General features: G+C 71.6%; 4 protein-coding genes and 1 tRNA gene. 1 reads left to right on the top strand and 4 read right to left on the bottom strand.

Features of this window, described 5'->3' with window-relative positions; all coding sequences use genetic code 11:
• Positions 1-138 precede the first annotated feature (138 nt).
• Both ACFXDE_RS00360 and ACFXDE_RS00355 read right to left on the bottom strand, forming a co-directional pair.
• A complete protein-coding gene (locus ACFXDE_RS00360; protein WP_380489250.1) occupies positions 139-1,626 on the bottom strand; it encodes an aldehyde dehydrogenase family protein in 1,488 nt (495 codons plus the stop codon).
• 142 nt (positions 1,627-1,768) lie between these two features.
• The gene (locus ACFXDE_RS00355; protein ID WP_380489248.1) at positions 1,769-2,284 is read right to left on the bottom strand and encodes a DUF6624 domain-containing protein; all 516 of its coding nucleotides are present in this window, start codon (positions 2,282-2,284) and stop codon (positions 1,769-1,771) included.
• Between the two features lie 388 nt (positions 2,285-2,672).
• Between ACFXDE_RS00355 and ACFXDE_RS00350 the strand changes: the two genes are divergently transcribed.
• Complete coding sequence (locus ACFXDE_RS00350; protein ID WP_380489245.1) at positions 2,673-3,674, top strand: class I SAM-dependent methyltransferase; 1,002 nt, start codon at positions 2,673-2,675, stop codon at positions 3,672-3,674.
• Positions 3,675-3,865: 191 nt separating this feature from the next.
• Here ACFXDE_RS00350 and ACFXDE_RS00345 read toward each other — a convergent pair whose 3' ends face one another.
• Together ACFXDE_RS00345 and ACFXDE_RS00340 are read right to left on the bottom strand one after the other, a co-directional pair.
• Entirely contained in the window at positions 3,866-5,560 is a 1,695-nt protein-coding gene (locus ACFXDE_RS00345; protein WP_380489244.1) for an APC family permease, read from the bottom strand.
• A 294-nt stretch (positions 5,561-5,854) separates the two neighbouring features.
• Positions 5,855-5,942, bottom strand: a tRNA-Leu gene (locus tag ACFXDE_RS00340).
• Positions 5,943-6,000: the final 58 nt, after the last annotated feature.

Raw genomic sequence — 6,000 nt, 5'->3', positions numbered from 1 at the left:
GCCTCCCCCCGGCCCGCGGCCACCTGGCCCGCCCCCTCCCCCACCCCCCGGGCCGCCCCCTGGCCCTCCCCGCCTCCGGGTGGGGGGGGGGCGGGGGGGCCCCCCCCCCACCCCCAAGTCCGACGGCTCGCGCCGAGGTCAGTACTGCAGGGACTTGTACTGCAGGAACTCCTCCAGGCCGTGGCGGCCGAGCTCGCGGCCGAGGCCCGAGCTCTTGTAGCCGCCGAACGGGGCCAGGGGGTTGAAGCGGCCGCCGTTGAGGTCGACCTGGCCGGTGTCGAGGCGACGGGCGAAGGCGGCGGCGGTGTCGGTGTCGGCCGCCCAGACGCCGCCGGCCAGGCCGTACTCGGTGCCGTTGGCGAGCTCGGCGGCGTGGTCCTCGTCGCGGTAGGGGAGGACCACCAGCACCGGGCCGAAGACCTCTTCCTGAGCCACCGTCATGTCCGGTGTGACGTCGGCGAGTACGGTCGGACGGACGTAGAAGCCGACGGGAAGGTCGGCGATCGGCTCGGGACCCCCGGCGACCACCCGGGCGCCCTCGGTGATCGCTCCCTCCAGGTAACTGCGCACCCGCGCCTGCTGCTTGGCGTTGACCACCGGACCGATCCGGGTCCGCGCATCGGCCGGATCGCCGGGAACGTACTTCTCGGCGGCCTTCGCCGCTATGGAGACGGCCTCCTCGTAGTGGTCCCGGTGCACCAGCAGTCTCGTCCACGCGCTGCACGTCTGGCCCGAGTTGGCGAACACGTTGGCCACGTTGACGTTGACCGCGCGGGTCAGGTCGGCGCCGGGCAGCACCACGTTGGCGGATTTGCCGCCCAGTTCCAGGGCGACCCGCTTCAGGCCGCGCCCGGCCGTCTCGGCGACCGCACGGCCGACGGCGGTCGACCCGGTGAACGACACGACGTCCACGTCCCGGTGGGCGGCGAGCGCCGCACCGGCCACCGCACCGGTGCCGGTCACCAGGTTGAACACGCCCGCGGGGAAGCCCGCTTCGTGCACCAGCCGGGCGAACAGCCGCGCCACCAATGGCGTGTCCTCGGCCGGCTTGAGGACCACCGGGCAGCCGGCTGCCAGCGCCGGGACGACCTTGGCCACGATCTGGTGCAGCGGGTAGTTCCACGGTGTGATCGCCGCGACCACGCCGGCCGGCTCGGCCAGCACCAGCGAGTTGCCGATCCGCTCCTCGAAGGGGTGCTCGGCGAGCAGCGCCAGGTAGGAGGACGCGACGGTCAGCGGCAGTCCGGCGTGGACGGCGGCCGCGAAGCCCACCGGGGTGCCCAGTTCGGCGACCACCGTCGCGGTGATCTCGTCCTGCGCCCCGGCGATGCCGTCCCGGAGCCGGGTGAGCAGTGCGAGCCGCTCCTCACGGGTGGTCGTGCCCCAGGCCCGCGCCGCCCGGCGGGCCGCGCCCACCGCGGCGTCCACGTCGGCCGCGGCGCCGGCCGGCACGGTGGCGATCACCCGTTCGGTCGCGGGGTTCAGCACCTCGATCGACCCGGTGTCCCCGGAGGGGCGCCAGGCGCCGTCGACGTACTGGTCCGCGTGGTCCCCGAACCACCGGTCGCCCCGCTCGTCCCCGCCCGGCCCGTCGTTCCGCGAGTCCTGCTCCGCGTCGTGCTGCACCGATGGTCCTCTCGTCCGCCTGGCCTTCCGACCGCGCTCCACCGCGTTTGACCGCGCTCAACCCAGCGCTGGTCCAAAGGCCCAGTCAAGGCGGCCGGGGCGGCCGCGCGCAAGAGCCAATCCGCTCCGGCGGACCCGACGGTCAGCGCGGCGCGAACCGCGAGGTGTACTCGGCGAACGGCTCGATCCCCACGTCGGCCCGCCGCTCGTCCAGCCGCTCCGGGTCCTCGCAGGGCCACGGCACCGGGCGGCCGTCCGTGACCGCGCCGATCTGCGTGCCGTACCGCTGCTGGCGCCCCTCGTTGACGGCGAGCCGGTCCTGAAGGAACGCCAGGTCGCGCGCGCTCGCGGCGCCGTCCGCGACGGCCACGGCCATCAGCTCCACGGCCCGGCGCTGGACGTCCAGTTGGCGGTCGGCGTGCTGGGCGACCAGCCAGGCGGCCTTCGCCGCGTCGGCTCCGACCAGTGCCTCGGTGGGCCAGCCGTGCTCGGCCATGATCGCGGCCAGCCGGTCCCCGTGCCCGGTGGTGAGCCGCCGCCAGGCGGCCTGCTCGGCGAGGTCGGTGCTGTTGGCGAGCCGCACGGCGGCGGCGTCCTCGGTCATCATCGCCGTCAATTCCCCGGCCAGCGCGGTGAGATCTCGCTCGGTCTTCGTCATGTCGCTCCGTTCCCCATTCCCGGCCCACCGCAGTGGGGGCCGACGGTGTTCCACCGTATGCGGCCGAAAAGCTACGAAGATCATTCCGAGGAATGGTGACTCTGTGGAGCGGAGAGGGCACAATGGATGTACGTGATCGGTGCGGCCGTGCCCACTCCCGGCCCGATGCGACGGTCCACAAATTCTGCGTCCGAAAGGCTCCTCAATCGCGCGGACGGCGCTGTAGATTGCAGCGAACTCAGCGGTGGGGGGCTACGGTTGGCGGCGGGTGCAAGACGTGTGCACACCGTCGGCACGTCGTGCGCCCCCGCGGTGGGCGGGAGGGCGCCACCGCTCTGAGGTCTGGCTCGAATCCGCAGGTCATCCGTACCGCAAAAGGAGCTTCCCCGTGACCGACGCCGCGTTCACCGACGAGCAGCCCCGGCCCGCCGAGCCGGCCTCGCTGGACGACGTGCCGGGGTGGTTCTGGGACCACGACCGGCATTCCTTCGAGTGGTTCCTGGGGCGCCAGGAGAAGGCCGGCGTCACGGGCGACCTGCTGGAAATGGGCGCATACCTGGGGCGCAGCGCCATCGTCATCGGGGAGCACCTCCAGCCCGGCGAGTCATTCACCGTCTGTGACCTCTTCGACTCGGACGCGCCGGACGACGAGAATGCCGCTGAAATGAACATGTCCTACCGCAAGACGCTGAGCCGAACGGCCTTCGAGTCGAACTACCTGTCGTTCCACGGCGAGCTGCCGGAGATCATCCAGGCGCCGACCTCGACGCTGGCGGGCGGACGGATAGCGGCGGGCGCGTTCCGGTTCATCCACATCGACGCCTCGCACCTGTACGAGCACGTGGTCGGCGACCTCCAGGTGGCCCGCGTCGCGCTGCAGGACCAGGGCGTCGTGGTGCTCGACGACTACCGCTCCCAGCACACCCCGGGTGTCGCCGCCGCCACCTGGGAGGCCGTGTTCAACCACGGGCTCAAGCCGGTCCTGCTCACCGAGTGCAAGTTCTACGGCACCTGGGGGGACCCGGAGCCCTTCCAGCGGGACCTGCTCGACCGGGTGGACCTCGCCGAGGGCTGTGAGCTGAGCGCCGAGACCCTCAACGGCCGGCAGATGCTGCGCATGACCGGTACCTCGGAGGGCATCGAGCCGTTCCGGCCGTCCCGCCACCACAAGCGGCTCGTCGCACTGAACGCCCGCCACCAGGCCGACCAGGCCGCCGCCGACTCCCGTCGGGCGCTCCTGGAGTCGCAGGAGGAGGCCGCCCGCGACCTCGCCGCCCGCCGTGCCCGGGCCGCCGAGCAGCGCCGCCCGGTCAACGTCGCCAAGCGCGCCGCCCGCGACCTGCTCCCCCCGGTGGTCACCTCGGCGATCCGCCGCGCCCGCCGGGGCTGAGGACGGGCGGCGGCCGACAGCTGTCAGCTGACAAGTAACAGATAACAGATAACAGATTTCAGCGAACAGATTTTGAAATCTGTTCGCTGAAATCCGTCCGCCCTCCCCCGCTCGCCGCCCCCGGAACGCGCGAGTGCCGGCCGAGCCAAGCTCGACCGGCACTCCCATGTTCGGCTCCCAGCCTCAGGCCGTCACGCCCGCGACGGCTCCGGCGACGCCGACTCCGACGCCGACTGCGGCCCCGGCCCCGACGCGGCGTCCTGCGCGCCGGACGCGCCCTCGGCCTCGCTCAGCTCGCGGCGGACCTCCGCCAGGGACGGGTTCGCCCAGGCGCTCGCGACGCCCCAGCGGTAGAACGCGAGACCGATCGCGGCGACGATCAGCAGGTCCCAGCCCTCGGGCAGGTAGCCGTGCCCGCCGAAGTCGGAGCTGCCCGCCCACGAGACGCCGGCCATCACGAACAGGTACGCGACCATCCAGGCGCCCGCGATCAGGTGCGGACGCAGCACGGCCCACGGCTTGCGCAGCTCGTACCAGGCCCAGATCGGCAGGCCGGCGGCCATCAGCAGGATGACCTTGCCGGTCAGCGGCCAGCGGGCCCAGTACAGGACCAGCGAGCCGAAGACCATCGCGACCGGCGCGATGACCGGCATCGCGCGCAGCCGCACCGGGCGCGGCAGGTCCGGGGCGAGGCGGCGCAGCGCCATGACGGCGACCGGGCCGGTGATGTACGAGATGACGGTCGCGACCGAGACGATCTCGGCGAGCGAGCCCCAGCCGCGGAAGACGGCCAGGAACAGGAACGCGACGCCGAGGTTGAGCAGCAGCGCGGGGCGCGGGATGCCGGTCTTGGGGTCGACCTTGCCGAAGAGCTTCGGCAGGTGGCCGTTCTCCTGGACGCCGTGGATCATGCGCGAGGTGGTGGCGGCGTAGATCATGCCGGTGCCGGAGGGCGAGATGAACGCGTCCGCGTACAGCAGGATCGCGAGCCAGTTGATGCCCCAGGCGATGGCGAGGTCGGCGAGCGGCGAGGTGTAGCCGAGGCCGCTCCAGCCCTGCGACAGGTCGGCGGCCGGGATGGCGCCGAGGAAGGCGATCTGCAGCGCGACGTAGATCACCAGGGCGATCAGGATGGACCCGATGACGGCCTTGGGCAGCGACTTGCCGGGGTCGCGGGCCTCGCCGGCCAGGTTGAGCGGCGACTGGAAGCCGTTGAAGGCCCAGACGATGCCGGAGACGGCGACGGCGGTGAACACCGCGCTCCAGCCGTTCGGCGCGAAGCCGCCGTGGTCGGTGAAGTGCGCGGTGTCGAAGTGCGCGAGGAGCAGCGCGCCGGCGGTCAGGGTCGGGACGATGACCTTGAAGACGGTGATCGCGGTGTTGGTCTTGGCGAACAGCGTGATCGCGAACCAGTTGAGGGCGAAGTAGACGAGCAGCAGCACGCTCGCGAGGGCGACGCCGCTGATGGTCAGTTCCTGCCCGTTGTACAGCCCCTTGGCCCAGCCGAAGTGCCAGGAGCTCATGTACTGGACGGACGCCGTGGCCTCGCCGGGGATGACGGAGACGATGGCGATCCAGTTGGCCCAGGCGGCGAGGTAGCCGGCCAGCGAGCCGTGCGAGTACTGGCCGTAGCGGACCATGCCGCCGGCCTTGGGGAACATCGACCCGAGCTCGCTGTAGGTGAGGGCGATGGTCAGGGCCACGGCGGCGCCGATCACCCAGGCGAGGATCGAGGCGGGGCCGGCGAGCTTGGCGGCCCGCTCGGCGCCGAACAGCCACCCGGAGCCGATGATCGAGCCCAGCCCGACGGCGGTGAGGCTGATGGTGCCGAGCGAGCGTCGGTAGTGGTTCTGGTGCGATGCCGCTGACGGCTCGGGCTCACTCAACGTATCGGTCCTCTCGCTCGGGGTCGACGGGTGGTGTCGTGGTTTTTACGGTCATGAGTCGGTATTCCGGACACAAACGCCCAGCAGCCTATGGGGCGAAAAAGGGCGTTTACCTCAGGGGAAGCTCAAACCGTCCGATCGTTGCCATCTCGTGTCCGGTCTCCGGGGCTCCGACGCCCTCGGAACGCCGCTGTGGCCGGGCCCAGCGGGCCTGCTGGGCCGGGTCCGGCCACAGCGGCGGATGAAAAACAAAAAATTCCCCGTGGAATCCTTGCGGATCCACGGGGAATTCGATGGTGTCCGAGGGGGGACTTGAACCCCCACGCCCGATAAAGGGCACTAGCACCTCAAGCTAGCGCGTCTGCCATTCCGCCACCCGGACGGGGTGTGTGCTTCGGGGTTTTTCTCGCCCCCTCGGCGACAGAGAGAACATTACCAGG

It is taken from the genome of Kitasatospora sp. NPDC059408, assembly GCF_042751525.1.
In the GTDB taxonomy this organism is placed as follows: Bacteria; Actinomycetota; Actinomycetes; order Streptomycetales; family Streptomycetaceae; genus Kitasatospora.
Note: the sequence above shows the minus strand (reverse complement) of the source record. Positions and strands in the feature narration are given on the sequence as shown.

Bases quoted from the DNA above. Each gene is read 5' to 3' on its own strand.
- ACFXDE_RS00355 (WP_380489248.1), bottom strand. From the start codon at position 2,284: ATGACGAAGACCGAGCGAGATCTCACCGCGCTGGCCGGGGAATTGACG.